Below are 25,238 nucleotides of genomic sequence, written 5' to 3'. Positions count from 1 at the left end.
CGACTGCACACACCTACTCGTCACCGAACATCGAGAAGGCAGAACAGGGACACTAGGCTGAGCCACGTCTCGCCACCTCCGTCGAAGGATCACTATGAGCACCGGACCACTTGACCGCGGCCAGCCGCGCGATGCGAACTCCACCCAGAACACTGACCTCCACCGGGACGGCGACCAGGGGCCCCACGCTCGTCACGGTGCCGACCTGCCCCACAGCACCGCACCGCGCGACCCTGCACCGGACAGCACCGCACCGCGCGACCCCGCACCGGGCAGCACCGCACCGCGCGACCCTGCCCCACGCAGTGCCGCTGCCCGCAATTCCCGCACCTCCGCTTCCACCTCTGCCCCAGCAGTCGACGACGTGTCCAGCGGCGGCATGCACATCGGTCTGTGGATCGCGCTCATCCTGGGCGCCATCGTGCTGGTGCTACTGCTGATCTTCGTCATCCAGAACAACGTCACGACGCAGTTCCAGTACTTCGGGGCCCAGTTCCAGCTGCCGCTCGGCGTCGCCATGCTGCTCGCCGCTGTGGCGGGCGCGCTGGTCATGGCGCTGGTCGGCTCCGTGCGCATGATCCAGATGGGCCTCAGCATCCGGAAGCTGCGCAAGAACCAGGAGAAGATTCGCCGGGCAACCCGCTAAGCCGGCCGGGCGGCGTTGACTCCACGGGCGAGGGCTGACTCCACGGGCAGCGTTGACTTCACGCGTGACGCGCCGAACCCCAAGTTGCCCGCTCAGCTCATCCAACAGCTCACAGCACCGCCACTCACACTCACGCCCAGCTGACTCCCAGCCGATTCCCACCTCTGGGGAGGATCGTGGAGACATGAACACCGAGACTGCCTCCGAGTTCGAAGCACGACTGCTCGTTGTCGACGACGAACCGAACATCCGCGACCTGCTGGCCACCTCTCTGCGCTTCGCCGGATTCGAGGTGTTCACGGCCGCCACCGGAAACGAAGCGATCCGCGAGGCCACCGAGAACCAGCCCGACCTCATCGTGCTCGACGTCATGCTCCCGGACATGGACGGCTTCACCGTGACCCGCCGACTGCGCGATCGCGGCGAGCAGTACCCGATCCTGTTCCTCACTGCCCGCGACGAGACAAAAGACAAGGTCACGGGCCTCACTGTGGGCGGCGACGACTATGTCACCAAACCGTTCAGCCTCGAGGAGGTCGTCGCGCGGATCCGCGCCGTGCTGCGGCGCACACATCCCGGATCCGAAGCCGAGGTCGACGCCGCCCTGGTCGTCGGCGACCTGCGACTGGACGAGGACTCCCACGAAGTCCACCGCGGGGAGACCCCCATCGAGCTGTCCCCTACTGAGTTCAAGCTGCTTCGCTACCTGATGCTCAACGCGGGCCGCGTCGTCTCCAAGACGCAGATCCTCGACCATGTGTGGGACTACGACTGGTCCGGCGAAGTCGGCATCGTCGAGTCATACATCTCCTACCTGCGGCGCAAGATCGACGTGGTGGGCGAACCGATGATCCACACCAAGCGTGGCATCGGCTACGTGCTGCGCGAAGCTGAGTCGTCCTGAACCCCGTCGGCTGATCGTCGCCGAGCACCATGGCCCTACCCACCTGGCGCACCAGCCGTCCGCTGTCGCTGTGGACGCGCATCGTCGCGCTCATCACCCTGCTCCTGGTCGCAGGCACGCTGCTTACCGGCAGCGTGTTCCTCTTCCTGCTCAACCGCACCCTCATCCAGTCGGTGGATTCGAACCTGCGCTCGGGCATGAACGAGATGCTCAACCTCGCCGCGATCGAGATCACCGGGGAACCCGACGCCGTCAGCGAGATGAGCTACGCGCCAGTGGACTTCATTGTCGAGATCCGCGATGAGAACGGCCACACGCTGGAGAAGGTCGTTCACCACCACGGGGATGCCGCCATCGTCGTCGACTTCCCGGACATGACCGATCGCGAGATCGTGCAGCGTCAGGGGCAGCCGTTTACCGTCGTCGACTCTGCAGAGAACCGGTGGCGCGTCGCTGCCATGGTCAATGCCGGCGACAGCGGAGGCAGCGTGTTCGTCGCCCTGCCGCTCGCCGGCGTGGACCGCACCATGCACGAGATGGCACTGATCATCGTGCTGGTCGGCACCCTGGTGGTTCTCGTCGGCGTGGGCGCCGGCGGCTACATGACGCATCGCTCCCTGGTCCCCCTTCAGGACGTCGAGGCGACGGCCACCCAGATTGCTGCCGGGGATCTCACCCGTCGCGTGCCGGTGACCGACACCAGCCTCGAAGTGCAGGCGTTGTCGCTGTCGCTCAACGAGATGCTGGTGCGGATCGAGCAGGCTTTCGCCGCACAGTCCGAATCGGAGGAGCGCGCCACTCGATCCGAGGCGAAGATGCGTCGGTTCGTGGGCGACGCCTCCCATGAGTTGCGCACCCCCCTCGCGGCGATCCGCGGCTTCGGCGAGCTGTACCGGATGGGGGCGCTGCGCACCGATGACGACGTCGCCCAGGCTATGCGCCGTATCGAGGACGAGGCACGACGCATGGGATCCCTGGTGGAGACTCTGCTGCAGCTCGCTCGACTGGACGAGAACCCCAGTATCGACCTGGTGGGCGTGGACCTGTGCGATGCCCTGTTCGATGCCGCCCAGGATCTGCGTGCCCTCGATCCCAGTCGGCAGGTGATGGTCACGTCGCTCGCCGGTACGCCACTCAGCACGCATCCGCATGTGCCGGTGCGCGTGCTCGGTGATGAGGCATCGCTGCGTCAGGTGATCCTCAATCTCGTGGGTAACGCCAACCGCCACACACCGAAGGGGTCCCCCGTCGAGATCGCCGCTGGCACCGACGCCGACGGGATGGTGCGTATCGAGGTGCGCGACCATGGCCCTGGTATCGACGCTGACCAGCGGGAGCAGGTCTTCGAGCGGTTCTACCGCACCGACGCGTCGCGGGCTCGCTCGGCGACGCAGGGCGGTGGGGCCGGGCTCGGCCTGTCAATCGCCGCCACGATCGTCGCGCAGCATCGCGGCAGCATCGGCGTGGACAAGACGCCCGGCGGCGGCGCGACCTTCTGGTTCCGGCTACAGCCAGCCTCACAGGCCGACGACGCTCCGCCGGATCAGACCCGCCCGATCGGCAGCACGAGCGCCTGACCGACGAACGGCTCGCGACCCCGCCGCGCAAGCCCGGCATCGACGCGGGTGATCCACGCCTGCGCCGCCTGCTCGCCGACGGCGTCGGTTGCCTGGATAACGGCATCACCGCTGGGCGTATCCCGCGTCAGGCGGAACGCCCCGGGCATCGCGGGCAGCGGTTCAACATGTCCGCGGCGCCCGACCACCAGGTCCGTCGGCACCGACTCCAGACCCAGCGCCTGCGCGCCTTGCACGGCACGATGCCGGCGAGCTCGTGGCCGATCGGTAGCACGGATCCGCAGACCCGACGCGAGCAGCCGACGGGTCAGCTCCCCGGAGCTGACGAACCGCATGCCGATGCGTTCGAGGTCTGCTCGGGCAGCCGCCGGCCAGTCGTAGTGATCCAGGTCGAAGGCGCGCGGCGGCAGGCCCGCCGCCTCGGCCGCGGCGTGGAGTTCCTCCAGTGACTCGTCGGAGATGAGGTGGCCCCACAGCGTGCCATGCCGTGCCCAGCGTGGCTCATCGGCAAAGACGCTCACGTGGGCGTGCCCTGGTGGTGGCGCAGCAGCCATTCCCCGTCGGTCTGCACCCAGATCGATGAGCAGCGTGCCGTGACGCCGTCCGCCGAGCGCGACACGTACCGGATGAGCACGACGCCCGATGCGATCTCGTCCGCCACGATGTCCGTAGCCTCCAGCGCCGTGACCGGTGCGAGGGCGTCGAGGAACTGCTCACGGTCATCAGCGTCACCCGATGCTCGGATCCCCGTGTAGGCGGGATGCAGGAGCAGGCGGGCGCGATCACGATCGCCGCGCACGTCGGGGCGCAGCAGGAGCAGCTCCCGGGCGACGACGTCCTCCAGCGCGGTGGTGAGAGGGATGGATGTGGCGGGAGTAGCGGTGGTCTCGGCTGTGGTGGGCGTAGTGGCGACCGTGGCTGTGGCGGGGGTAGCAGCGGGAGCCTCAGTCGCGGCAAGGTCGTCGAACAGGGTGGGCGCGGGGGCAGGCGCTGACGGCGCGATGGTGGCGGGCGCCGTCGGGGCTGCAATCTCGGGCGCCGACGGGGCAACGGCAGCGGTCGCCTGCGAGGTCGACGCCCGATAGCCCGGGCCGATGCGCGGATCCTGGCCTTTCGAGAACGCTGTCGCCGCGGCTCGTGCACGCTCGTCGGCCGCCTCATTCAACGCATGCCCGGCATGGCCTTTCACCCACTCGAACTCGACACTGCGCCCGGCGAGCGCACGGTCGATCGCTTGCAATAGTTCGACGTTCAGCACCGGCTTGCCGTCCTTCTTGCGCCAGCCTTTGCGTTTCCAGCCGGGCATCCAGCGGGTGACCGAGTTGATCACATACTGGCTGTCGCACAGCACGATCAGATGCTGATCCGCATCCGCGGCGGTGGCTTCCAGCAGGTCCAGCACAGCCTTCAGCTCGCCCATATTGTTCGTGCCGTGCGGCCAGCCGCCAGCCCGCCAGGAATGCTCGTCGATGTACCAGGCCCAGCCTGCCGGGCCGGGGTTGCCCAGTGCGGAGCCGTCTGCGGCAGCGGTGATCGTCATGGGCGCATGGTTCCACAGCACCCTGACATACCTGGCCAGCGGGCGGCATGCCGCCCGGCACGATCCAGCGCCGCTGGCTCAGCCCTCCTGTTCATAGGCCGCGGGCCGCTCCTGCACGGCGCGCAGGCGGGCAAGATCCAGCTTCCGGCCGCGGTCGAAGTCCACCACGCCGTTCTTCTCCTGGAAGACATCGGTGAGCTGCGTGTAGCAGTAGGCGAACATGCGCGGGTCCTCCAGCAGGACGCGCGTGAGGCCCTCGAAGCGCTCATACAGCTCGTCCTCGCTGCGCACCCGATCGCCGTACCCCCAGGACACCGCTTGGTCTGTGCCGGTCTCGGCGGCAGCCTTCTCTGCCGCCCGGGCCTCCTCCTCGTTCCACCAGATACCGCCGTATTCGGAGACGAAGAACGGCTGCCCGTCGTACGGGATCGAGAAGGCACCATCGGCGTACGGCTTCGTGTTCGGCGGCAGCTCGATGCGGTTGACCTGCGGCTGCCCGTCGGCAAGACCCGACTGCTCAGCGGCGAAGCGCTCCGGATCCTGCTCATAGGAGTGGGAGTCATAGATATCTGCGCCGCGCACTCGATGCGAGTAGCCGGAGGCGTCCACGACCGGGCGAGAGGGATCAGCAAGTTTCGTCGCGTCATACATGGCGTGGGTGACGTCGTCGAGCACCGTGATCTCGTCGTGGAGCACCTGGTGGGTCTCGTTCAGCGGGCACCAGCCGATGATCGACGGATGATTGATGTCGCGACGCACCGCCTCCACCCACTGCGCGATGAAGGAAGCGGTGGGCTTCTGGTTATGACCCAGCGGCCCCTGGCCCGAGACGCCCCAGTCACCGAACTCACCCCAGGTGAGGTAGCCGTGCAGGTCGGCCCAGAAGAGCATGCGCTCCTCGAACACCTTCTGATGCAAACGTGCGCCGTTGAACCCGGCCTCCAGCGCGATACGGATGTCATCGATGATCGCGCGGTCATTCGGTGCCGTCATCAGCGAATCACGCCAGTAGCCCTGATCCAGCACCAGACGCTGGAAGATCCGCTCCCCATTGATCCGGAACTCCTGACCCTCCAGGGAGGTCGAGCGCAGGCCAGCGTAGGAGGAGACCTCGTCCAGCACGGAACCGTCGGCGTCCACCAGGGCGACCGTCACGGTGTAGAGCTCCGGGCTGCCGGGGCGCCACAGGCGTACATGCTCCTCGGGGATGGCGACCGTCAGCTGCGGGGCGAGGTCCAGATCCGCTCGTGCCTCGGCGGCAGCGATGGTCTCACCGCCTGGAACGCCCACCTCGGTGCGCACACGGGAGCCTCGCGGGTTCTGCCGCAGCGAGACGTCGATGCTGAAGGAGTTGGTGGCCACCTGCGGCAGGATGCGCAGGCGGCGAATCTCCGCCTCGGGCACGCCCTCGAGCCAGACCGTCTGCCAGATGCCGGTGGTGCGGGTGTACTGACAGTGCGTGGAGTGGAACCAGGTGGCCTGTTTACCGCGGGCCTGTACGGCGTCACGCGGGTCGCGGGCGCGCACCACGATCGTCACCGTTTCGCCAGGGCCGACGACGCCTGAGAGGTCGGCATCGAAGGGGGTGAATCCGCCGCGGTGGCGAGCGACCTCCTCGCCGTTCGCCCAGACGGTCGCGTCATGGTCCACAGCGCCGAACCGCAGCACGGGACGCAGCCCTTCCCAGTCCGACGGGATGGTGACCTCACGCCGGTACCAGACAGCCTCAAGGAAGTCGGTGTCCTCGATGCCGGAGAGCTTCGACTCAGGAGCAAACGGGACAGTGATCTCCTCGGCGAGTTCGCGTTCGAGAAGGCCCCGCTCAATGCCGGTGTCAGACCGGTCGATTTCGAAACCCCACAGACCGTTGAGATTCAGCCAGGTCGGGCGGTGCAGCTGCGGACGAGGATGCTCGGGGCGCGGCACGGAGCCGACGTCGGACCGTGGCGGCTCGAGCACGGCGGCGAGGGCGTCGGCCCGCTCGAAGAGCGCGAGCAGCGTTTCGGGGCACTCGGCGGACTCGGAGGTACGGGAGGACGAGGTGGACTCGGATGTCGTGGTCACGAGGGCTCCTGTACTCGACGGGGATACGTGGCCGGCGTTGCGGCGAGGCGGTTCAGGGTCGCCCTCTATCTCAGTGGATCTCCGGCGAAAGTGCAACGTGAGAATCCGGCGCCTCGCCTCCGACGTTGCGGCCGATGGGCGCGGACCTACCAGTCCCGCCGCGACTCGAGGTGCGCACGAGCAGACGATGGGGCACCACACGCTCAGCCCCTTCCGCGCTCGGAGCGAGGGCCGCATCCAGCGCAGCGGAGATCAATGCCTCCAAGTCCGGCGCGACCGTGGTCAGCGGTGGATCAATCCAGGCCGACGACGGCAGGTCATCCCACCCTGTGACCGCGACCTGCTCAGGCACGGACAGCTGCGCCTCGCGCAACGCAGCCAGTGCACCGACGGCCAGCCGATCATTCGCGCACAGCACCGCATCAGGTGCGAGCCCAGCCGCAAGCACCTCGGCAAGGGCATCGTGGCCGGCTGCCTCATCCCAGCGCGCAGCCGGAACCAGCAGGCGTGGATCATCCTCGAGACCGGCGAAGCGAAGGGCGGCACGGAACCCCGCGACCCGCTCACCGCCCGTGGAGCGTGCCCCCTGCTCAGCCCCCAGGAACAGAATCCGCGAGCAGCCCTGCTCAACCAGGTGGCGAACCACATCAACAGCCGCGGCAACATTGTCGATGGCCACGTGCACCACGTCAGGCAGCGCCGCCATCGACTCGCCTAGCAGGACCAGGCGAGGCCCCGACCGCCTGTCAGCGAGGTCGGCGGCAGTGAGCGCTGACGGGGAGAGGATCACGGCGTCGACCGGGCGTGCCGTACGGCCACACGCGTGCGCGCGCTCGACCTCGCGATCCCCCAAAGAGACTTCGACGCTGACGCGGAGGCCTCGACGACGTGCCTGCACCTGCATCTGCTCGGCCAATCGGGCGAAGTACGGGTTGGCGAGTTCGGGGACCACCAAGGACAGCACCTTCGTGCTCCCCCCGCGCAGTTCGCGACCAACAGCATTGGGCACATAGCCAAGCTCCTCGATCGCCCGTTCCACTCGCGCGCGGGTCTCGGGCCGCACCACCGGACGGTCATTGACGACGTTCGAGACCGTCTTCCAGGAGACACCGGCGAGCGCCGCGACATCCTTGATGCTCACGCGTGCCGCCACCCGATCACTCCCCTCCTCCCGCGCCTCTCGCCGCACGATCCCATCATGTGCGGCCCCGCCCATCATGTGCGGCCCTGCCCCGGCGGGCATCGGGCGCTTCCGGTTGCCGCATCGACGTGACCGGGGTCATCATAAAGTCTCACGTGGGAAACACTGTCGCCCGCTCATGCCCACCCGCCCACGACNCCTGATGTGTTTTTGGTTTTCAGCGGGACAGGCCGCCCGGATGTCTAGACAGCTTAGTTCGTCGGCAGCGTCAGATGTGTATAAGCCCGAGGAGATTCCCGTGCTCCCCCACCTCAGCCGCAGACGCCTGCTCGGGGGCGCCGCGCTCGCCACGACGTTGCCCGCGCTGGCCGCCTGCTCGGGAGCGACCGGTCGCGACCCCGACACGGTCGCTGTCTGGGATCTCTTCTCCGGCGCGGACGGCGCCAACATGCGCGGAATGATCGCCGACGTCATCGCGGACGGTGACGGCCTGAATGTCGACCCCACGACGCTCGCCTGGGGCAGCCCGTACTACACGAAACTCGCGATGGCGGCATCCTCGCAGTCCCCGCCGGACACGGCGATCATGCACGTCTCACGCATGCCGGGTTTCGCCCCCGGTGGGCTGCTCGAACCCTGGGATCTCACACAGCTTGCCAACGTCGGCCCGACCCAGCAGGACTTCACCGAGGCGTTGTGGACGTCGTGCACATACGAGGGCGAACTCTTTGCAGTTCCCTTGGACACGCACCCTTTCATCGTCTTCTTCGACCCCGAGATCGCCGAGCAGGCGAACGTGCTCGAGAGCGACGGGACCATCGAGATCGACTCCCCCGAACGTTTCGCTGAGGTGGGGCGAAAGCTCGGCGAGGTCACCGGCAGCGCCGGGATCGGCTTCGGATTCCTGCTGGACACCGCCCAGGCGTGGCGTCTCTTCTGGGGCCTGTACCACCAGACCGGCGGCGACGCGACGATCGAGGTCGGCTCCCCGGCAGAGCTCGACATCGACGCGGCTGCCTCTGTCATCGACGCCATCCACAGCTGGATGGACGGCACCGTGATGCCCCCGGACCAGGACTACGGCGGGGCCCTGGCCGCCTTCAACAACGGCCGCAACGGCATGATCCTCTCCGGGGAATGGGAGCTGACCGGTTTCCTGGACACCAAAGGCGAGCAGAACGTGGCGGCCATGCCGATGCCCACCATGTTCGGCACCCCTGCCAACTACGCCGACTCACACGCCTATGTGCTGCCCGCCCAGCGCGAGGTCTCCGAGGAGCACCGTCGGCGGATCTATGAGTTCGTCGCTGCAATCCTGGCCCTGGGAGACCAGTGGGGCACCGCCGGACACATCCCCGCCTACCTGCCCGCACAGGACAGCGCAACATACCGGGAGCTGACCATTCAGAACTCGTACAAGCAGGCCGCCGAGGTCGCCGTGTTCGATCCGCCGGTGTGGTTCGCCGGCGGCGGCACCGACTTCCAGAACCGGATGTCCCAGGCACTCATCGAGGGCTTCCGCGGGCAAAAGGAACCCGGCCGCGCCGCTGAGTCGCTCGTGGACGTCCTGAACGACATGCTCGCCAGCCCCGACCCGACGGCGTGAGGAGGACACACCGATGAGCACCCGTACTCCACTCGCCTCCCGCGGCGCGATCTGGTTCACAATCCCCTACGTCGTCGTCTTCGCACTCTTTCTCGTCTGGCCGATCCTCTACGGCCTGTGGATGAGCCTGACCGACCGGTCCCTCGCCGCGCCGCGGGTGCGGATGACGGGGCTCGCGAACTATGCCGAGGCGCTCACCGACCCCGACGTCTGGTCCAGCCTTGGCAACACCGTGTTCTTCACGGTGATCACCTCGGTGCCGCTCGTGGTGCTGAGCTTTGCGCTGGCCTACCTCGTCTCCACCGGGCTGCCCGGCCAGTGGATGTGGCGTCTGTCCTTCTTCGCACCGTTCCTCCTGCCGGTCTCCGTGGTCACCGGGATCTGGGGCATGGTCTATGCGAACGACTTCGGCCTCATCAACGGGCTCCTGGTGCGCCTCGGCGGTTCGAACATCCCCTGGTTGTCCGATGCGAACGTGGCTATGTGGGCGATCGCCCTGGTCACTGTGTGGTGGACGATCGGATTCAACTTCCTGCTGTACCTCTCCGCTCTGCAGAGCATCCCGGATCACGTATACGAGGCGGCAGCACTCGACGGCGCCGGTCCCTGGCGTCGACTCGTGTCCGTCACCCTGCCGATGGTCCGTCCCACCACGGTGCTGATCCTGCTGTTGCAGATCCTCGCCTCGCTGAAGGTCTTCGACCAGATCTTTCTGCTCACTGCGGGCGGGCCCGATGGCGCGACACGGTCGGTGCTCCAGTACATCTACGACGTGGGATTCGTCGGCTACCGACTCGGCTACGCCTCGGCCATCTCGTACCTGTTCTTCGCCCTGATCGTCGTGCTGTCGCTGGCCCAGGTCGCCATCATGCGTCGCCAGCAGAAGGGAGCCTGAGATGAGCTCCGCCACGGATACCGCCCGCACTCGCCGCCTCACCCTCGGCTCCTCCCGCGCCGTGACAGTGATCGCCATTGCCGCACTCGCGCTCGCTGCGATCCTGTGGGCGCTGCCGATCCTGTTCGCCGTGTCCGTCTCGTTCAAGACCGAGGCCGACGCTGCGGCCACTCCCCTGCGGTTCTGGCCCGAGCACGGGTGGAGCATCGATGCCTACACCGCCGTGCTCTCCGCCTCCGGCCTGCCGCGCTGGCTCTGGAACTCCCTGCTGGTCTCCACCGCGGTCACGGCACTCACCCTGCTGGTCTCGGTCCCTGCCGCCTACGCCTTCTCCCGCCACCGCTTCCCCGGCCGCGGCGTTCTGTTCGGTCTGACGGTCGCCGCGATCATGGTGCCCCCGCAGATCCTCATCGTGCCGCTGTTCGAGCAGATGAAGCTGCTGCGACTGTCGGACACGCTGGCCGGGGTGACGCTGCCGCAGATCGTTGCTCCGCTCATGGTGATCGTGCTGAAGAACTTCTTCGACCAGGTGCCCACCGAACTGGAGGAGGCCGCCCGATTGGACGGCGCCTCGAACCTGCGGATCCTCGCCACGGTGGTGCTGCCGCTGTCGCGTTCGATCCTCGTGGCTGTGGCGATCTTCGTGTTCATCGGCGCGTGGAACAACTTCCTGTGGCCCTTCATCATCACCAACTCGCCAGAGCTGATGACGATCCCCGTGGGTCTGGGCACCGTCCAGGATGCCTACGGCCTCCAGTACGCCCAGTCGATGGCCAGCGCCGTGATCGGTGGCCTGCCTCTGGTGATCCTGTTCACGGTGTTCCAGCGACAGATCGTCAGCGGCTTCACGGCGACGGGGCTCGGCGGCGGGCAGTGACCTCATCGGCGCGTACGCTGGGGTCGACTCTCGGCGCGAGAGCCGCTCTCGACGAGGTGACACCCCTGTGAACGCCCCTACCGAAACCCGTACGCACACCCCCACGGACCTCACCCGCTTCGCCTGGCTGTCCATCGCCGCGGCGATCGCCACGATCGCCCTGAAGGGCGGCGCCTGGGCGATGACCGGGTCCGTGGGTCTGCTCTCCGATACCGCCGAATCCACCGTGAACCTGGTCGCCGCGGTAGTCGCCCTCATCGCGCTGAAGATCGCTGCGCAGCCGGCCACCGAGCGGTTCCTGTACGGGCGGGCGAAGGCCGAATACTTCTCCGCAGCCGTCGAAGGCACGATGATCTTCGTCGCTGCCGCCGTGATCCTGGTGACCGCCGTGCAGCGCTTCGTGCGCCCTGAGCCGCTCGAAAACGTTGGCTGGGGCCTGGGGATCTCGGTGATCGCCTCCGTGCTGAACGGAGCCGTAGCGATGGTGCTACTGCGGGCAGGGCGCCGGCACCGCTCCATCACTCTGAAGGCCGACGGCAAACATCTGCTCACCGATGTGTGGACGTCCGTCGGAGTGATTCTCGGGGTGGGCCTCGTCTGGCTCACCGGCTGGGAGCGGCTCGACCCGATCGTTGCCTTCGCGGTGGGTGTGAACATCATCGTCACCGGGGTGGGTCTCGTCTCTGAATCCGTCTCCGGTCTGCTCGACAAATCCCTCGGCGAGGAGGACCACGAGGTGATCACCGGCATTCTGCGTCGGCGCGCCGACGGCGAGGACCCGGTGGCCTTCCACGGCCTGCAGACCCGCGAAGCCGGCCAGCAGAAATTCATGAACGTTCACGTGCTCGTGCCGGACGACTGGACCGTCAAACGCGGCCACGACTACATCGAGTCACTCGAGCACGAGCTCACCGATGCCCTGCCCGAGCTGGTGGTGCTCACCCACCTCGAGCCGATCTCCGACCCCGCCAGCTACGACGACATTCCGGACGCTCACGTGCCGATTCGCGGCGAGGGCGGCGAAGCCACGGCTCCGCCCGCGCGATAGAAGACTCACCCCGCGATAGATTCGCCGCATGAGCACCCCGCATGTCCCCCTGTCGATCCTCGATCTGGTGCCGATCTCCGAGGGAATGAGCACCGCCCAGGCGATCACCGCCTCCATGGACGGGGCGCAGGCCGCCGACCGCCTGGGCTACCACCGCTACTGGTTCGCCGAGCATCACAACACCCGCTCCCTGGCCTCCAACGCCACCGCGCTCCTGATCGGGCAGGCAGCAGGTCTGACGGAACGAATCCGCGTCGGCTCCGGCGGCATCATGCTGCCCAACCATGCGCCGCTTACGGTGATCGAGCAGTTCGGCACTCTCGTGCAGATGCACGGCAACCGCATCGACCTGGGACTCGGCCGCGCACCTGGCACAGACCCGCTCACAGCGCAGCTGCTGTCACGCACGAGCGCTGAACCGTCGGCGTTCATCGAGTCGGTGGCGCAGATGCGTGCGTGGTCCAGCACCGAACACGCCACCACGCGGCAGATCTCTGCAGCGGTGGCCGAAGGCACCGAGGTGCCGATGTGGGTGCTGGGATCCACAGTCAGTGGCGCACAGCTCGCCGCAACGCTCGGCATGCCCTTCGCCGTGGCCAGCCATTTCGCGCCGTTCCAGCATCTGCAGGCGCTGAACGTCTACCGTGACCGTTTCGATGCGCAGGCGCAGACCGCCCAGATCGACACCCCGCACACGATGGTGGGTGTGAACCTCGTGGTCAGTGACACCGACGACGAAGCACAGCGCCAGTACACGACGCTGCAGCAGATGTTCCTGGGCGTGGTCACCGGTCAGCGGCAGAAGATCCAGCCGCCCCGCCCGATTCACGAGGTGGCCCCGCAGGAACTGGTCGACCGTGTGGAGCAGACGCTCGCGGTCAAAGCCGTCGGTTCCCCACAGACCGTTGTGGAGCAGCTTGAGCAGATCGTTGACTCGACCGGCGCCGACGAACTGATCCTGACCGCTTACTACGCGGACCCTGCTGACCGGCTGCACGCTCTCGAGCTGCTCGCCGACGCGTGGGGGCTCGGCGCCTGACCGGGCCGGTCACGGCCGTCAACGGCACCCGGGGGAATCCAGCGATATCCCAGCGCACTCAGCAGTGCAGCGTCACCGCCACCGCGGCGTGATCGCTCGCCCAGGCGCCGTCGTGCCGGTACGCCTGCGCACTGTAGGTGTCCGTCTCGACGCCGCGGGTGAGGATCCAGTCGATCCGATCGGCACCGACCACAGGGTCCTCATAGTCCGGGAACGTGCCGATGTCCTCGCCCAGGTGCTCGCCGGCACCGTCATGACAGTCCTGGAAACCAGCCTGCTGGAACAGCTGCCACGTCTCGCTCGAGCCCGCTGCCGCATTGAAATCACCGGTGATGACCACCGGCCCGGCCTCGCTGATCGCGCCGATCTGTTCGAGGATCACCCGAGCGCCCTGCACACGTGCATCCTCGCTGACATGGTCCAGATGCGTGTTGACCAGCGTCAACGTCTCGTCAGTGACGCGGTCCCGCACCGTCGCGAGCACCGCGATCCGCGGGCAGGCCGCATCCCAGCCCGTCGACCCCATCAGTAACGGCTGCTGTGAGAGCCAGAACTGGAACCAGTCCAGCACCTCGAAGCGGTCACGGCGCAGAAACAGCAGATTGTGCTCACCCCGGCCACCGCCCTCGCGGCCGAAACCCAGCTGCAGATGCGTCTGTCCCAGAACAGAATGCAGGACCGGAATCTGCCCAGCCAGCACCTCCTGTGTGGCCACCACATCTGCTGCGCTGTCTGTCAGCAGCTGCGCGAGTGCATGGCGCCGATCCTCCCAATGGTCGGGGTCCCCCGGGGCCGTGGATGGCGAGGCCATGCGGATGTTCTGGGTGAGCACGGTCAGGGCTGGCGCAGCAGCAGAAGCGGGAAACATAAGCCCATTGTGCGGCATTGTGCGGCACCGAACGCCGCGCAGATCACATCCCAGATCACAACATGACGGCATGTGACGCACAGGCCGTGCCGCGACCGTGCACAGGGCGCATACTGCGCTCATGCACACCCTGGTCCTGCAGTCCGACTTCGGTCTCGATGATGGCGCCGTGAGCGCCATGTACGGCGTCGCCGTCGGTGTCGCTCCCTCGCTGCGCATCACGGATCTGACCCACAACATCCCGCCGTACGACATCTGGGAGGGCTCCTATCGCCTCGCTCAGGTGGCCGCGTACTGGCCAGAGGGAACCGTGTTCGTGTCCGTCGTGGATCCGGGCGTCGGCTCCGACCGGCTTTCCGTCGTGGCACGCACGGCAACCGGACATCTGGTGGTCACGCCCGACAACGGCACCCTCACCCACCTGCATCATTTCGTCGGCATCACCGAGCTGCGGCAGATCGACGAGACCGTCAACCGCCGTGCCGGATCCGAAGAGTCCTACACGTTCCACGGCCGCGACATCTACGCCTACACCGGGGCGCGACTCGCCGCCGGCGTGATCAGCTACGAGCAGGTCGGGCCAGCCGTGGATCTCTCACACCTGGTGACGCTCCCGGTCACCGAGCCAGAGATCACCGGCGGCAGCGTGCACGGCTGCATCGACACCCTGGACGTGCGCTACGGCTCCCTGTGGACCTCCATTCCCCGCGCCCTGCTCACCGAACTCGGCATCGGCCACGGCGACCGGGTGCAGCTGCGCGTGCACCACAATGGGTCCGCCGTGCACTCCGCACAGATGAGCTACGCCCGCAGCTTCGCTGACGTCGAGGTCGGCGAATCCCTGCTCTACATCAACTCGCTCGACCGTGCCGCGATCGCCATCAACCGCGGGCACTATGCACGCGCTTTCTCCCTGGGCACCGGGGAATCCTGGCGCGTGAGCATCACCCCCGTCACGCCGAGCTGACCAGCTCTCCCGCCCTCGCGGCCAGCCCGGCATTGAGGCGCCGCCCCACTCCCCCACCCCACGAACAGGAGTTCCCGTGCATCGCACGTCCCCCGTCACCCAGGTCGTCGCCACCGGCATCGGTGCCGCGCTGTTCTTCGTACTCGCCCGCTTCGTGGCGATTCCCTCCCCGATTCCGAACACCGCGATCGCGCTGCAGTACGCAGTGCTCGCCGTGTTCGCTGTGCTGTACGGCCCGGTCGTCGGCGCCCTCGCGGGTCTCATCGGGCACGTGCTCACCGACGCCACCGGATATGGCATCTGGTTCAGTTGGGAGCTCGCCAGCGCCGTGTTCGGCCTGATCGTCGGCCTCGTGATGCTGCGCCACCTCATCCACGAGGGCGAGTTCGGTGGCCGCACGATCGCCCGGTTCACCATCGGCGTGGTGATCGCGCACGCGGTCGCGTGGCTGCTGGTCGCGCCGCTCGGTGACGTCCTCATCTACTCCGAGCCGGCCTCGAAGGTGTTCGTGCAGGGCGTCTTCGCTTTCGCCGCAAACTCGGTGCTCACCTGCGTGATCGGCACGCTCATTCTGCTGGTGTACTCCCGCACCCGCACGCGCACCGGTTCGCTGACCGTCGAGAAGTGACCTGCCCGCTGCTGTGACTCCTGCTGCGCCGCCGATCGAGCTGATCGGGTACTCCTTCCAGTACCGGACCCAGTCCGAACCCACCCTGCGCGACATCGATCTGCGGATCGAGGCCGGGCAGAAGGTGGCGATCGTCGGCGCCTCCGGATCGGGCAAGTCCACGCTGATCCATGCCCTGAACGGCTTGATCCCCCACCGCTACGCGGGTACTGCCACCGGCACCATCCGCGTGGCGGGCGCCGACCCGGCGCAGGCCGGGCTCGTGGAGACCGCGCGGCACGTCGGCACCGTGCTGCAGGACTCCAACGGCCAGTTCGTCGGCCTCACTGTCGCGGAGGACATCGCCTTCAGCCTGGAGAATCAGCAAGTCCCCCACGAGCAGATGGCGCCGCGTGTGCGCCGCGCCGCCGAGCTCGCCCACATTGAGCATCGCCTTGACGCCTCCCCGCATAACCTGTCCGGCGGGCAGAAACAGCGGGTGGCGATCGCCGGGGTGCTCGTCGACGAGGTCGAGGTGTTGCTGTTCGATGAGCCGCTGGCGAACCTCGACCCGGCCTCCGGGCGAAGCGCTGTCGAGCTGATCGACACGCTGCACCGCGACCTGGGAGCCACCGTCATCATCGTCGAGCACCGCCTCGAGGACGTGCTCCACCGCGATCTCGACCGGATCGTGCTCATGGACGCGGGCCGGATCATCGCCGACGACGCCCCGGATCAGATCATCGCCTCCGGCCTGCTGGAACAGCACGGCATCCGGCCGCCGCTGCATGTGGCGGCACTGCGGTACGCAGGCGCACCCGTCACGGCCGCGCAGCACCCCGGCAGCGCCGAGCGGATCGAGCTGACTCCGCAGCAGGTCGAGGCCATGCGTACGTGGGTCGCGCGCGCTGATCGCAGCGCTCCCCCACGGGCCGACGCTCGACCTCCCGCCCTCACGCTGACAGACGTCGGCTGCACGCTGCGCCCCGGACCTGAACACAGCGTGCGCATCCTTGACGGCATCACCGCGCGCGTGGACCGCGGCGAGATGATCGGCGTGCTCGGCTCCAACGGCGCCGGCAAATCCACCCTGGCCCGCGTGATCTGCGGCTTCGAGCAGACCACCGACGGGGTGGTGCGGATCGGGTCGGCCGATGCCGCACAGTGGTCCATTGCCGAGCGCGGCGAACAGGTGGGCTTCGTGCTGCAGGAACCCGGGCAGATGCTCTCGCGCCCCCTGATCGCTGAGGAGATAGCCCTGGGCATGCGGGCCCGCGGCTGGGATGAGCACCGCATCGCGGAACGCACCGCCGAGATGCTCGATGTCTGCGGCCTCGCCCCGTTCCGCTCCTGGCCGATCTCCGCACTGAGCCACGGCCAGAAGAAACGCGTCAGCATCGCCTGCGTGCTCGCCCTCGACCCGGACGTGCTCATCCTGGACGAGCCCACTGCCGGGCAGGACTTCGCTCACTACACCGAGTTCATGGACTTCCTGCACCGCATCAACGCCCGCGGCACCACCGTCCTGCTCATCACCCACGATATGCATCTCGCACTCGAATACACCGACAGGGTGCTTGTCATGTCCGATGGCCGGCTCATCGCCGACGACGACCCGGCCCGCGTGCTCACCGATCAGGACGTGTGCGATCGAGCAGACCTCGTCACCACGGGCCTGCACACCCTCGCGCAGCGGTGCGGGATCGCTGACGCCCACGCCCTCGTGCGGCGTTTCGTCGAGGTCGACCGGGCCGAGCGTGCTCGCCGACGAACCGAAAAAGCCCAGCGGCGAGCTGACGCTGCCTCCGCCGAGGCGCCCGGCACGAGCACCGGCGAGGAGGAGCGATGAGCAGCCCCATCCTCGGCTACGTCGACCGGCCCGGTCTCCTGCACCGCCTCAGCGGCGTCTCCAAGCTCGCGCTCGCCATCGGCGTGGTGGTCGGCGCCATGGTCGGCTTCGATCTGCGCTACCTGCTCGCGGTGAGCGTGCTGTCCGCGATCCTGTGGGCGCTCTCCCGTGTGCGGCTGCGGGACCTCGCCTTCGTGCTGTGGATGATCGGGATCTTCATGGTGCTGAACAACATCGGCATCTTCCTGTTCGCCCCCGGGTACGGAACGGAACTGTTCGGCACCCACCACCTGCTGATCGACGGCCCCTGGCACTGGGACCTGACCGGTGAGCAGCTCTTCTACCAGGCGAACGTCACCGCGAAATACTTCGCGGTGCTCCCGGCCGTGCTGCTGTTCATCACCACCACCCGGCCGCCGGAGTTCGCCTCGAGCCTGAACCGGATCGGCGTGCCGTACCGCGCTGCCTACGCGGTCTCGCTCACTATGCGCTATATCCCCGATGTGCAACGCGAGTTTCGGGTCATCTCGCAGGCGCAGCAGGCCCGGGGGCTGGACGTCTCACGCAAGGTCGGCATCGGCACGCGGGTGCGGAACACGGTCGCGGTGCTCATGCCGCTGCTGCTGGGCACCTTCGACCGGATCGAGCAGGTCTCCGCGGCGATGGAGCTGCGCGGCTTCGGCCGCGGACGCCGACGCACCTGGGCGGTGAGCACGCCACTGCGGGCAGCGGACTGGCTGGTGATCGCCGCGGCTGTGCTGCTGGCCCTCGTGCCCGTCGCCCTCCTGTGGGTGAACGGCGGGCGTTTCTGGAACCCGTTCGCGGGCTGAGGGGCATCGTCGCCGGACATCATCAGCTACGGCCTGCGCAATGACCGAGTGCGCAGAGGGCGCCGTTGACGCTCAGCTGTCGACGGCTGAGACGACCAGCACGCCCGTGGACGGGCAGATCGCGGCCAGGCTGATCATGGCGCCCGTTCCCAGGTGCGGGGCAGAGCTGTCGCTCATGCGCAACGCCTCGACAGCATCGATCCAGCCGCCCTCACATGTGGCGGCAGCGTGCTCCATGGTGGGGACGAGCTCAGCTGCCACATCGTCGGCGGGCACTGTCTCGCCGACACTGTCAGCGATCAGACTCTGCGTCGCCTGCGGATCGAGCTGCACGACGAGCTGGATCCAGTAGTCGTCGGGCGCAGGCATGGCGATGCGCTCCCCCGGGTCGGAGAAGCGTCCCTCAGTCCACACACCCAGCGTCGGCTCGATCGTGGGCAGGGCCTCGTGGACCGTCTCCTGCTGCGTCATCACGCTGGCCGGCACGTACCAACGTCTGGAGGCCTCGTCGTACTGCCAGGTGACCGCCTCCTCATCGAGGGGCGATTCGGGGGCGCTGCCGGGCCATGCTCCACAGCCGGTCAGCAACGCAGCCAGTGCCAGCACGGGCATCGTCCGCAGCAGAATCGCCGCGCGCCGACGCACGGTCCAGGGTGAGCCCTCATGGCGCCCTCGACCGGCGCGCGCCTCGCGTCGTTCCCTCATCGTCGCCCCCGATGCGCTGTGGTTCTTCTTCCTCATCCTGACATGCACAGCGCCCCGTTTCGGCTATCCGAAACGGGGCGCTGTGGATGCTCGGCTGTGGCCGATGCGATCGCCTCAGTGGCGGATCACATCATGCCGCCCATGCCTCCCATGCCGCCCATGTCGTCGCCACCTGCGGCCGGGGCCTTCGGCTCCGGCTTGTCGGCCACGACGGCCTCGGTGGTGAGGAACAGGCCAGCGATGGACGCGGCGTTCTGCAGCGCGGAACGGGTAACCTTCACCGGGTCGATGATGCCGGCGGCCAGCAGGTCCTCGTACTCGCCGGTGGCAGCGTTCAGGCCCTGGCCCACAGGCAGGGACTTCACCTTCTCCGCCACGACGCCACCCTCGAGGCCAGCGTTGACAGCGATCTGCTTGAGCGGAGCCTCGATGGCGACCTTCACGATGTTGGCACCGGTGGCCTCGTCGTCCTCGAGGGAGAGGGTGCTGAAGGTGTCCTTGCCGGCCTGCAGCAGGGCCACGCCACCACCGGCGACGACCCCCTCCTCCACAGCGGCCTTCGCGTTGCGCACCGCGTCCTCGATGCGGTGCTTGCGCTCCTTGAGCTCCACCTCGGTAGCGGCACCAGCCTTGATGACGGCCACGCCGCCGGCGAGCTTCGCGAGGCGCTCCTGCAGCTTCTCGCGGTCGTAGTCCGAGTCCGAGTTCTCGATCTCGGTGCGGATCTGCTTGACGCGACCAGCGATGCGGTCGGCGTCGCCCGCGCCCTCAACGATGGTGGTCTCGTCCTTGGTGACGACGACCTTGCGGGCCTGGCCCAGCAGCTCGAGACCGGCGGTCTCCAGCTTGAGGCCGACCTCCTCGGAGATGACCTGGCCACCGGTGAGGATGGCCATGTCCTCGAGCATCGCCTTGCGGCGGTCACCGAAGCCGGGGGCCTTCACGGCCACGGACTTGAAGGAGCCACGCAGCTTGTTCACCACAAGCACCGCGAGAGCCTCACCCTCGACGTCCTCGGAGATGATGGCGAGCGGCTTGCCGGACTGGATGACCTTCTCCAGCAGCGGCAGCAGGTCCTTGACCGAGGAGATCTTCGAGTTCATGAGCAGGATGTACGGATCCTCGAGGACCGTCTCCTGACGCTCAGCGTCGGTCACGAAGTAGGGCGAGATGAAGCCCTTGTCGAACCGCATGCCCTCGGTGAGCTCCAGCTCGAGGCCCATGGTGTTGGACTCCTCGACCGTGATCACACCCTCCTTGCCGACCTTGTCCAGCGCCTCGGCGATGAGCTCGCCGATGGCCGGGTCGGCCGCGGAGATAGCAGCGGTGTTGGCGATCTGGTCCTTGGTCTCGATCTCCTTCGCCTGAGCGAGGAGGGTCTCAGCGACCTTCGCCACGGCCTTGTCGATGCCGCGCTTGAGCGCGATCGGGTTGGCGCCTGCGGCGACGTTGCGCAGACCCTCCTTCACGAGGGCCTGAGCCAGGACGGTGGCGGTGGTGGTGCCGTCGCCCGCGATGTCGTCGGTCTTCTTGGCGACCTCCTTGACGAGCTCCGCGCCGATCTTCTCGTACGGATCGTCGAGTTCGATCTCCTTGGCGATCGAGACGCCGTCATTGGTGATCGTCGGAGCGCCCCAGGACTTCTCGAGCACAACGTTGCGGCCCTTGGGGCCGAGGGTGACCTTCACGGCGTCGGCGAGCTGGTTCATACCCCGCTCGAGTCCGCGCCGCGCCTCCTCGTCGTAAGAGATGAGCTTGGCCATTGTGGAATCTCTCCCGTGTGGTGTGGTGTCCACCCGACCCAGTGCCCGCGACGGACGGGGCGCGCCGACGTGTTCCTGTCCCACGCCGACGGGTCCCTCACGGGGCCGGAATGTTCATGGTCGCAGCGGCGCTTCTCGCCGCTCGATCAGGCATCCAGGGTACGTGTGCGGCAGACCCGCTGGGCTGTCACTCTCGAACCCCGAGTGCCAGATCATCATAAGCACTCTGCCGGGGAGAGTGCTAACTCCCGGAGGGGCCGACGGGTCAATTCCGCCGACGGCGCAGAGAAGGAGGCTCAGAAGGAGGCTCAGCCGTCCTGGTCCTCGCCGTTGTCCTCGCCGCCATCGCCACCGTTGTCGCCGCCCTGCTCACCGGGACGCTGCACGGCAAGGAAGGTGATCGGCGAGTCGTACTCGTCGCTCTGCACAGCTTCCCCAGCGCCGACCTCATCCGCGAGCGCCTGCGCGGTGGCCTTATCGGCCTCGTCGCGGTAGTACACGACGGCCTGCTCCTGCCGGTTGTCGGCGGTGGAGACCGTGACGTCCTGCCAGCCCGACTCCTTCAGGGTGTCGCGCCAGGCGCCGGCGAGCTTGTTGATGCCGGCGGCATTGATCACCTCGACCTGCACGGAGCGATCCGGCTCTGCGGGTGCCTCGTCGGTGGGCTCCTCCTCGGAGGGCTCCGGCGACGCGCTCTGACTCTGCTCGCCGGTGGGGTCCGCGGCCCGATCGTCGCCGTCGCCGCCCTTGCCCATGCCGCCGATCAGGAACAGCAACACGAGCAGCGTGATGAACGCTGCAGCGATGATGACGATGTAGATCAGGTTCTGCCGCCAGAACGGCTCCTCGGCGCGGTGAGCGCCATGGAAGGAGACAGCATCTGCCTCCTCATCGAAGCGGTCCGGCTCGAAAGGATACGAGGAATCAGCCACGGCCCCATTAAACAAGGCGCGATGCAGCCAGACGGTCAGCACACGCCCGCGGGTGCGGATCAGGCCACGCGGTCCTCGGCCGAGACGCGGCGGGCACGCAACCTGTTCACCACAGCAGGCGCTGCGGCGAGGGCGGCCGGGTCATCAAGCAAGCGGTTCAGCCGTACGTGATAGCTCACCGGGGAAAGCCCCAGCTCCTCACGAATTCGCCGCTCCTTCACGCCCAGGTGACGGAATGGCCGGGCCTCGAGTTCCAGGATGCGGCGTTCCAGGTCACTCAACGAGGTCGGGTCATCAGCGGGCATAGATCGACTCTAGGCTCACGCGCCGCCGATCCGTCGGCGCCGCGCCGACGGCTCGCCTCACTGCCACCGGCTGGCCTGGTAGAGAACGGCCCACCTCGTCCGCGGGATACTGCCCGGCCGACACTATGGAGCATTGCCAGCGCCGTGGATCGCTGCCAGACCGGACCCGTGGAAGACTGCCCCTATGCCCGCACCGCTCGCTGACCTGATCGCCCCGGACTGGGCGGAAGCGCTCGCCCCGGTCGAGAGCCGCATCCACGAACTCGGCTCGTTCCTGCGCGAGGAGGCACACAGTGGTGCTGGCTACCTGCCCGCCGGTGACCAGGTGCTACGCGTGTTCACGCGACCGCTCGCGCAGGTGCGTGTGCTGATCGTCGGCCAGGATCCCTACCCCACCCCGGGGCATCCCATCGGCCTGAGCTTCGCGGTCGAACGGCACGTGCACCCACTGCCACGCTCCTTGGCGAACATCTACGCCGAGCTCGAAGCAGACCTGGGCATTCCCCCGGCATCCCACGGCGACCTCACCGCCTGGCAGGAGCAGGGCGTGATGCTGATGAACCGGGTGCTGAGCGTCCGCCCGGGAGCACCGGGATCGCACCGTCGGCGCGGCTGGGAGGAGGTCACGGAGCTTGCCGTACGCACCCTCGCTGCTCGCGGCGGGCCACTCGTCGCGATCCTGTGGGGCCGCGACGCGCAGTCCCTCACACCGCTGCTCGGCTCCGTGCCAGTGATCGCAAGCGCGCATCCAAGCCCGCTGTCGGCCTCGCGCGGCTTCTTCGGGTCGCGGCCCTTCAGTCAGGCCGATGCACTGCTTCAGGAACAGGGAGCACCGCCGATCGACTGGCGCATCGAGCGCTGACTGTGCGCCACGACGCCACGCCCCACGCACGATCGGATCAACTGTCAAGCCGTCCAAAAGCGGCCAGTTCCTCCGCGGAGCCGGCCACGATCAACTCATCGCCCGGCTGCAGCACCGTCTGCGCCGTCACGTACTCCCACGGCGCATCGCCGCTGCGGCGGGCGATGACGCGCAACGCCCACTCTTCGGTAACGCGGGAGGCAGCCACAGTCTGATGCAGCATCCGCACCGGCACCGCGAAGCGGCCCATCTGCAGGCCATGCCCGTAATCCACCCAGTCCTCCGCGCGATCCACCAAGCGGTGTGCGATGCGCACACCCATCGCACGCTGGGTCATGATCACGTGCCGCACCCCGAGCTGCTCAAGGATCTGCGCGTGCTCCGCGGACTCCGCTTTCGCCCACAGGTCTTCAACCCCCGCGCGCAACAGATGCGAACAGGCCAGCACACTCGTCTCGAGACGCCCGCCCACGGCCACCACCACCCGGTCGGCCTGCGTGACCCCGAGCTGGTCCAACACCTCGGCGCGGGAGACGTCCGCGCGCACAGCTGCGGTGAGCAACGGGTCATGACGCTGGACGGTGTCCTCGTCGGCGTCGATCCCCAGCACTTCCACACCCAGGCGTTCCAGCTCGGTTGCGAGCGCTGAGCCGAAACGGCCCAGCCCCAGAACGGCAGCACCGCGCACCAGTGCCTCGTCGGGGCGGGAACGGGCTCGAAGACGCCAGGGCGCGTGGCCCGACGGTCGTGTCATGTCAGCCAATGAGGGCTCTCTCCTTCGCCGGTTCGAACAGCAGCGGCCGGCGCCGAAGCGCCAACGCCGTACCCAGGGTCATGGGCCCCACGCGGCCCGTGAACATCAGTGTGCACAGCACTAGCTTCGATGCATCACTCAGGCCAGACGTGATGCCTGTGGACAGGCCGGTGGTGGAGATCGCCGAGGTGGTCTCCAGCAGCACGCGGTCCAAGCTCGCGCTCTCCAGCAGCATGATCGCCACGGTCGCGACGATGATCGCACCGACCATGAGCACCACGATGGTGATCACTTCTCGATGCTGAGCGCGCGAGAGGCGTTTACCGAACACGAGCACGTACGGGTCGCCTCGCAGCTCGGAGCGCACCACGGCAAGCAGCACGAAAACCGTCGTGATTTTCAGCCCGCCGGCGGTGCCCGCAGGCCCGCCACCCACCACCATCATCAGGTCCGTGAACAGCCAGGTTTCCGGATGCATGGCGCCGACGTCCACCGCGTTGAAACCGGCCGTGCGAGAAACAGTGGCGTGGAAGAAGGCATTCAATACCTTGTGGGGCCAGCCCAGTGGCCCGAGCGTGCCCGGATTCGCATGCTCGAGCAGCAGCGTGGTCGCAGCACCGCCCACCAGTAAAGCGGGCGTGCCCGCAAGCACCATTTTCGTCGTCAGCGACCAGCGCGCCGGTGCCCGATAGCGTTTACGCAGCTCCGCCAGCACCGGAAACCCTAGACCGCCCACAATCACTGCCGCAGCCAGCGGCAGCAGGATGAACGCGTCGGTCTGCACTTCGGTGAGATTGCCCTGGAACAGCGCGAAGCCAGCGTTGTTGAACGAGGAGACCGCGTGGAACACGGCTGTGCCCGCTGCCTCCGCAGTGCCCATCCCGTAGTGCAGACGCAGCCGTGCGAAAAGCATCAGCGCCACGAGTGTCTCCACCACCGCACTGGTGAGGATGATGCCCCGCACCACCGCTGCCGTCTCGGCGAGGCCGCCACGTGTCTCGGTGCTCGCCGCCATGCGGCGGCGCAATCCCAATCGGTGCGCCGCCATCATCGCTAGCAGCGTTGCAAGCGTCATCACGCCGGTGCCGCCGATCTGGATCAGCACCGCGATCACGACCTGCCCTTGGACGGTCCAGGCACTCGGCGTATCCACAACGGCCAGGCCCGTTACGCACAGTGCGGAAACCGCAGTGAACAGGGCATCCACCACTGACGGGCGGTGCGTTGTCCAGGAGCCGGGTGCGAGCAGCGCCATGGTGCCCACCAGCAGCACGCCGGCCACCGCGAGGGCGATCCGACGCGCCGAATCAGCACCGCTATAAGTGCGGCGGGGACGCTTCACGGCGGGGAGCCTACCCCTACCGCGGGGCGCGTGAATGCTCTGCGATCAGGGTCACCACTCGGCGCCGTCTGCACTACTGTGGTGGCGTTCATGGGCGCGCGCGAACGCCCAGGCCAC

The 25,238-nt window shown here is 67.6% G+C and carries 24 protein-coding genes; 13 read left to right on the top strand and 11 right to left on the bottom strand.

What is annotated here, in order from left to right; genetic code table 11:
- The first annotated feature begins 94 nt into the window (after positions 1 to 94).
- The 3 genes from C8271_RS03300 (at position 95) to C8271_RS03290 (ending at position 3,127) form a co-directional block, all read left to right on the top strand.
- Entirely contained in the window at positions 95 to 646 is a 552-nt protein-coding gene (locus tag C8271_RS03300; protein ID WP_106506105.1) for a LapA family protein, read from the top strand.
- A 184-nt stretch (positions 647 to 830) separates the two neighbouring features.
- Entirely contained in the window at positions 831 to 1,550 is a 720-nt protein-coding gene (locus C8271_RS03295) for a response regulator transcription factor (protein WP_106506104.1), read from the top strand.
- Positions 1,551 to 1,579: 29 nt separating this feature from the next.
- Positions 1,580 to 3,127, top strand: a complete 1,548-nt coding sequence (locus C8271_RS03290; protein WP_106506103.1) for a sensor histidine kinase — start codon at positions 1,580 to 1,582, stop codon at positions 3,125 to 3,127.
- Here C8271_RS03290 and C8271_RS03285 read toward each other — a convergent pair.
- The 4 genes from C8271_RS03285 to C8271_RS03270 all read right to left on the bottom strand — a co-directional run bounded on the left by C8271_RS03285 (position 3,094) and on the right by C8271_RS03270 (position 7,872).
- Positions 3,094 to 3,648, bottom strand: a complete 555-nt coding sequence (locus tag C8271_RS03285; protein ID WP_106506102.1) for a DUF4031 domain-containing protein — start codon at positions 3,646 to 3,648, stop codon at positions 3,094 to 3,096. The genes C8271_RS03290 and C8271_RS03285 overlap by 34 nt on opposite strands.
- Complete coding sequence (locus C8271_RS03280) at positions 3,645 to 4,667, bottom strand: ribonuclease HI family protein (RefSeq protein WP_106506101.1); 1,023 nt, start codon at positions 4,665 to 4,667, stop codon at positions 3,645 to 3,647. Before C8271_RS03280 ends, C8271_RS03285 begins: the two co-directional genes overlap by 4 nt.
- Positions 4,668 to 4,745: 78 nt before the next feature.
- Positions 4,746 to 6,731, bottom strand: coding sequence for a glycoside hydrolase family 2 protein (locus tag C8271_RS03275; protein WP_170957739.1), 1,986 nt, complete (start codon positions 6,729 to 6,731; stop codon positions 4,746 to 4,748).
- A gap of 70 nt (positions 6,732 to 6,801) precedes the next feature.
- Positions 6,802 to 7,872 (bottom strand): LacI family DNA-binding transcriptional regulator, encoded by a 1,071-nt coding sequence (locus tag C8271_RS03270; protein ID WP_170957785.1) that lies wholly within the window; start codon positions 7,870 to 7,872, stop codon positions 6,802 to 6,804.
- Between the two features lie 298 nt (positions 7,873 to 8,170).
- Between C8271_RS03270 and C8271_RS03265 the strand changes: the two genes are divergently transcribed.
- From C8271_RS03265 to C8271_RS03245, 5 genes are all read left to right on the top strand, one after another.
- On the top strand, positions 8,171 to 9,478 hold the full coding sequence (locus C8271_RS03265) for an ABC transporter substrate-binding protein (RefSeq protein ID WP_170957784.1): 1,308 nt from the start codon (positions 8,171 to 8,173) through the stop codon (positions 9,476 to 9,478).
- A 13-nt stretch (positions 9,479 to 9,491) separates the two neighbouring features.
- Positions 9,492 to 10,373, top strand: coding sequence for a carbohydrate ABC transporter permease (locus C8271_RS03260; protein ID WP_106506098.1), 882 nt, complete (start codon positions 9,492 to 9,494; stop codon positions 10,371 to 10,373).
- 1 nt (position 10,374) lies between these two features.
- A complete protein-coding gene (locus C8271_RS03255) occupies positions 10,375 to 11,250 on the top strand; it encodes a carbohydrate ABC transporter permease (RefSeq protein WP_106506097.1) in 876 nt (291 codons plus the stop codon).
- Positions 11,251 to 11,317: 67 nt separating this feature from the next.
- Positions 11,318 to 12,298 (top strand): cation diffusion facilitator family transporter, encoded by a 981-nt coding sequence (locus C8271_RS03250; RefSeq protein ID WP_106506096.1) that lies wholly within the window; start codon positions 11,318 to 11,320, stop codon positions 12,296 to 12,298.
- Between the two features lie 28 nt (positions 12,299 to 12,326).
- Positions 12,327 to 13,337 carry an LLM class flavin-dependent oxidoreductase gene (locus C8271_RS03245; RefSeq protein ID WP_106506095.1) on the top strand — a complete coding sequence of 337 codons (1,011 nt, stop codon included), beginning with the start codon at positions 12,327 to 12,329 and terminating at the stop codon, positions 13,335 to 13,337.
- 58 nt (positions 13,338 to 13,395) lie between these two features.
- Here the strand turns inward: C8271_RS03245 and C8271_RS03240 are convergent, their stop codons facing one another.
- Positions 13,396 to 14,205, bottom strand: a complete 810-nt coding sequence (locus tag C8271_RS03240; RefSeq protein WP_106506094.1) for an endonuclease/exonuclease/phosphatase family protein — start codon at positions 14,203 to 14,205, stop codon at positions 13,396 to 13,398.
- Between the two features lie 121 nt (positions 14,206 to 14,326).
- Here C8271_RS03240 and C8271_RS03235 point away from each other — a divergent pair, with 121 nt between their 5' ends.
- The 4 genes from C8271_RS03235 (at position 14,327) to C8271_RS03220 (ending at position 18,458) form a co-directional block, all read left to right on the top strand.
- Positions 14,327 to 15,172, top strand: a complete 846-nt coding sequence (locus C8271_RS03235; RefSeq protein WP_106506093.1) for an SAM hydrolase/SAM-dependent halogenase family protein — start codon at positions 14,327 to 14,329, stop codon at positions 15,170 to 15,172.
- A 76-nt stretch (positions 15,173 to 15,248) separates the two neighbouring features.
- On the top strand, positions 15,249 to 15,800 hold the full coding sequence (locus C8271_RS03230; RefSeq protein ID WP_106506092.1) for an ECF-type riboflavin transporter substrate-binding protein: 552 nt from the start codon (positions 15,249 to 15,251) through the stop codon (positions 15,798 to 15,800).
- Between the two features lie 13 nt (positions 15,801 to 15,813).
- Complete coding sequence (locus C8271_RS03225) at positions 15,814 to 17,628, top strand: ABC transporter ATP-binding protein (RefSeq protein ID WP_106506091.1); 1,815 nt, start codon at positions 15,814 to 15,816, stop codon at positions 17,626 to 17,628.
- Positions 17,625 to 18,458: an energy-coupling factor transporter transmembrane component T family protein gene (locus C8271_RS03220; protein WP_106506090.1), complete on the top strand. Its 834-nt coding sequence runs from the start codon at positions 17,625 to 17,627 to the stop codon at positions 18,456 to 18,458. The genes C8271_RS03225 and C8271_RS03220 overlap by 4 nt, the downstream gene beginning before the upstream one ends.
- Before the next feature lie 72 nt (positions 18,459 to 18,530).
- Here C8271_RS03220 and C8271_RS03215 read toward each other — a convergent pair whose 3' ends face one another.
- The 4 genes from C8271_RS03215 to C8271_RS03200 all read right to left on the bottom strand — a co-directional run bounded on the left by C8271_RS03215 (position 18,531) and on the right by C8271_RS03200 (position 22,163).
- A complete protein-coding gene (locus C8271_RS03215) occupies positions 18,531 to 19,199 on the bottom strand; it encodes a hypothetical protein (protein WP_138774509.1) in 669 nt (222 codons plus the stop codon).
- Between the two features lie 89 nt (positions 19,200 to 19,288).
- The gene (gene groL / locus C8271_RS03210) at positions 19,289 to 20,926 is read right to left on the bottom strand and encodes a chaperonin GroEL (RefSeq protein ID WP_106506088.1); all 1,638 of its coding nucleotides are present in this window, start codon (positions 20,924 to 20,926) and stop codon (positions 19,289 to 19,291) included.
- A 308-nt stretch (positions 20,927 to 21,234) separates the two neighbouring features.
- A complete protein-coding gene (locus C8271_RS03205) occupies positions 21,235 to 21,858 on the bottom strand; it encodes a LytR C-terminal domain-containing protein (protein ID WP_106507844.1) in 624 nt (207 codons plus the stop codon).
- Positions 21,859 to 21,917: 59 nt separating this feature from the next.
- Complete coding sequence (locus tag C8271_RS03200; protein ID WP_106506087.1) at positions 21,918 to 22,163, bottom strand: DUF3263 domain-containing protein; 246 nt, start codon at positions 22,161 to 22,163, stop codon at positions 21,918 to 21,920.
- Between the two features lie 184 nt (positions 22,164 to 22,347).
- Here C8271_RS03200 and C8271_RS03195 point away from each other — a divergent pair, with 184 nt between their 5' ends.
- Positions 22,348 to 23,025, top strand: coding sequence for a uracil-DNA glycosylase (locus tag C8271_RS03195; protein ID WP_106506086.1), 678 nt, complete (start codon positions 22,348 to 22,350; stop codon positions 23,023 to 23,025).
- Between the two features lie 37 nt (positions 23,026 to 23,062).
- Here the strand turns inward: C8271_RS03195 and C8271_RS03190 are convergent, their stop codons facing one another.
- On the bottom strand, positions 23,063 to 23,779 hold the full coding sequence (locus tag C8271_RS03190; RefSeq protein WP_106506085.1) for a potassium channel family protein: 717 nt from the start codon (positions 23,777 to 23,779) through the stop codon (positions 23,063 to 23,065).
- Position 23,780: 1 nt separating this feature from the next.
- Positions 23,781 to 25,121, bottom strand: coding sequence for a TrkH family potassium uptake protein (locus C8271_RS03185; protein WP_245920823.1), 1,341 nt, complete (start codon positions 25,119 to 25,121; stop codon positions 23,781 to 23,783).
- Positions 25,122 to 25,238 lie beyond the last annotated feature (117 nt).

Origin of the sequence: Brachybacterium timonense (assembly GCF_900258505.1) — a bacterium.
In the GTDB taxonomy this organism is placed as follows: domain Bacteria; phylum Actinomycetota; class Actinomycetes; order Actinomycetales; family Dermabacteraceae; genus Brachybacterium; species Brachybacterium timonense.
This window is presented reverse-complemented; position numbering and strand designations above follow the sequence as displayed.

Bases quoted from the DNA above. Each gene is read 5' to 3' on its own strand.
- C8271_RS03300 (WP_106506105.1), top strand. From the start codon at position 95: ATGAGCACCGGACCACTTGACCGCGGCCAGCCGCGCGATGCGAACTCC.
- C8271_RS03295 (WP_106506104.1), top strand. From the start codon at position 831: ATGAACACCGAGACTGCCTCCGAGTTCGAAGCACGACTGCTCGTTGTC.
- C8271_RS03290 (WP_106506103.1), top strand. From the start codon at position 1,580: ATGGCCCTACCCACCTGGCGCACCAGCCGTCCGCTGTCGCTGTGGACG.
- C8271_RS03280 (WP_106506101.1), bottom strand. From the start codon at position 4,667: ATGACGATCACCGCTGCCGCAGACGGCTCCGCACTGGGCAACCCCGGC.
- C8271_RS03260 (WP_106506098.1), top strand. From the start codon at position 9,492: ATGAGCACCCGTACTCCACTCGCCTCCCGCGGCGCGATCTGGTTCACA.
- C8271_RS03255 (WP_106506097.1), top strand. From the start codon at position 10,375: ATGAGCTCCGCCACGGATACCGCCCGCACTCGCCGCCTCACCCTCGGC.
- C8271_RS03245 (WP_106506095.1), top strand. From the start codon at position 12,327: ATGAGCACCCCGCATGTCCCCCTGTCGATCCTCGATCTGGTGCCGATC.
- C8271_RS03240 (WP_106506094.1), bottom strand. From the start codon at position 14,205: ATGTTTCCCGCTTCTGCTGCTGCGCCAGCCCTGACCGTGCTCACCCAG.
- C8271_RS03235 (WP_106506093.1), top strand. From the start codon at position 14,327: ATGCACACCCTGGTCCTGCAGTCCGACTTCGGTCTCGATGATGGCGCC.
- C8271_RS03220 (WP_106506090.1), top strand. From the start codon at position 17,625: ATGAGCAGCCCCATCCTCGGCTACGTCGACCGGCCCGGTCTCCTGCAC.
- C8271_RS03215 (WP_138774509.1), bottom strand. From the start codon at position 19,199: ATGAGGAAGAAGAACCACAGCGCATCGGGGGCGACGATGAGGGAACGA.
- groL (WP_106506088.1), bottom strand. From the start codon at position 20,926: ATGGCCAAGCTCATCTCTTACGACGAGGAGGCGCGGCGCGGACTCGAG.
- C8271_RS03200 (WP_106506087.1), bottom strand. From the start codon at position 22,163: ATGCCCGCTGATGACCCGACCTCGTTGAGTGACCTGGAACGCCGCATC.
- C8271_RS03195 (WP_106506086.1), top strand. From the start codon at position 22,348: ATGCCCGCACCGCTCGCTGACCTGATCGCCCCGGACTGGGCGGAAGCG.
- C8271_RS03190 (WP_106506085.1), bottom strand. From the start codon at position 23,779: ATGACACGACCGTCGGGCCACGCGCCCTGGCGTCTTCGAGCCCGTTCC.